This is a genomic window from Amycolatopsis jejuensis, assembly GCF_000717335.1.
Lineage (GTDB): Bacteria > Actinomycetota > Actinomycetes > Mycobacteriales > Pseudonocardiaceae > Amycolatopsis > Amycolatopsis jejuensis.
In genome coordinates, this window is sequence record NZ_JNYZ01000082.1 from 1 (window position 1) to 1,720 (window position 1,720).

Sequence of the window (1,720 nt, forward strand, 5' to 3'; positions counted from 1 at the left end):
GCAGCATGCGGTGGCCGCTATTGTGCGGCTGAGTGGGCTCCCCGCCGAGCGGATTCAGGTGACGATCGATCCCGGGCTCGGGGACGGGTTCCGGGTATCGGCCCGCGGTGGGGTCTTGCAGGTGACGGCGTCGGGTGCGGGGGCGGCGGTGGCGGGTTATGCCGCGTTCGCCCGCAAGACCGGGGTCGCGGCTGTGTCGCGGTTTGGTACGCGTCCGGTGGATCGGGAGCTGCCCGCGGATGTCGTGGTGGAGCGGCAGGCGCAGGTGGAGTCGCGGGTGGCCTATAACCTGACGGTGCCGGGGTATACGACGCCGTTTTTCGACTGGGCACAGTGGGAAGCCGAGCTGGATCTGCTGGCCGCGAGCGGGGTCACGGCGGCGCATGTGACGCTGGGTCAGGAGCTGGCGTATGTGGATACGTTCACGCAGTTCGGGTATGAGGAGGCGGAGGTTCTGCGGTGGTTGGGGCCGCCGTCGCATCAGCCGTGGTTGTGGTTGAACAACATCGAGAATTTCGGTAAGGGCACCACGCGGGCGTTGGTGGACAAGCGCGCCGAACTGGCCCGCACCGTGCTGGCCCGGATGCGTGAACTCGACATCACACCGATTCTGCCGGGGTTCATCGGGACGGTCCCGCCGGGGTTCGCCGACCGTAATCCGGGTGCGCATGTGGTTGCGCAAGGGCTCTGGTTCATGGATGTCGCGGGGCCGCGGCGGCCGGACTGGCTTGACACGAGCACGGCGGAGTACGCGACGGTCGCGGCGGCCTACTACGCCGCGCAGGATGCCGCGTTCGGGGCGAGTGGGTTGTGGGCGGCGGATCTGCTGCACGAGGGCGGGAAAACCGGCGGGGTCGACCTTGCCGACGCTGCTCGCGGGGTGCAAGGGGCGATGCTGGCTGCTGATCCGGACTCGACCTGGGTGATGCAGGCCTGGATCGGCAACCCTCGCCGGGAAGTGCTGGAAGCGGTTGACCTGTCCCGGGTTTTCATCGTGGACTTGACCGGGGAGGCCGCGGACGCCGCGGGCGGGTTCCTGGACACGAAGTGGGCGTTGGGGATTTTGCCGAATTATGGTGGCCGGACGCCGCTGTACGGTGATCTGGCGGCTGTTGCCGCGACGCCGCAGCGCTGGGCCGAACCATCTCGGCTGTCGGGGTTGGCGAACATGGCCGAGGGCGTCGGGAACAACCCGGTGCTGTGGGACCTGTTCAGCGATCTCGCGTGGGCGGACGGGGACATCGAGCTCGGTCCGTGGCTGGACGAATGGACCACGGCCCGCTACGGCACTGCCGACGTGCATGCGCGCCGGGCGTGGGACACGCTGGTCGAGGCGGCGTTCGGGGCGTGGCGGCACGAGCACCAAGGCACGAACCCGGTCGAGTCGCAGAAGGCTCTCGCCGGTGCGCTGGTCGATGCTGCCGACACGAGCGGTGCGGCGGTGGCGAGCGGGCCGGTGGCGGCGCTGGGGATGGACGAGTCTGCGTTGGAGGGGTTCGTGAATCCGTATGGCAGTACGGATTCGGTGATTGCGGCGATTCCGAGTTTGCGGGCGAATCAGGCGAGTATGGTGGGTCCGCGGTACGACCAGCGGGTCGCCGATTTCCTGCAGCTGATCGACGCGCAGGAAACCCTGTTGCGTGCGAGTGAGGATTTCCTGCTGGGTAAGTGGCTGGCTGATGCCCGGTCTTGGGGTTCGACCGTGGATGAGGGTTGTTAC

The 1,720-nt window shown here is 68.0% G+C and carries 1 protein-coding gene; it reads left to right on the forward strand.

Going from position 1 to position 1,720, the window contains the following annotated elements:
- Positions 1–58: 58 nt before the first annotated feature.
- A partial coding sequence (locus OO71_RS45800) for an alpha-N-acetylglucosaminidase TIM-barrel domain-containing protein (protein WP_245633989.1) occupies positions 59–1,720 on the forward strand: 1,662 nt, incomplete at its 3' end.